The organism is Vallitalea sediminicola (assembly GCF_054408565.1).
Genome location: NZ_BTPT01000222.1, coordinates 1 through 279 on the forward strand (window position 1 = coordinate 1; position 279 = coordinate 279).

A 279-nucleotide genomic window follows, 5' to 3' on the forward strand; every position below is an offset into this window, starting at 1 on the left:
TGATGGTCGTCCTCTTTTACCCGATTTCAAATCGGTAAATTCAATTTTGCCTAATTCCTCTAGTTCAGGAGTATAATTATCTATTAATCTAACGATTGATTCATGTTCATTATTAGTACCATCTGCTATTATCATACTATCGGTAAATATTTCATCATTTTTAATTTTATCTAATTCATTCATCTACGCCACCACCTTATAAGTGACATTGAATGTCTTGCTCTTGCCTTTGACTGCATGAGGTATTTTGCAAGGATATTCATTTTCTTTTAACCACTT

Annotated in this window: 1 protein-coding gene; it reads right to left on the reverse strand. The window is 31.9% G+C overall.

Annotated elements, in window-relative coordinates; translation table 11 throughout:
* A partial coding sequence (locus ACX6CF_RS26500) for a Rha family transcriptional regulator (protein WP_458788380.1) occupies window positions 1-183 on the reverse strand: 183 nt, incomplete at its 3' end.
* Window positions 184-279 lie beyond the last annotated feature (96 nt).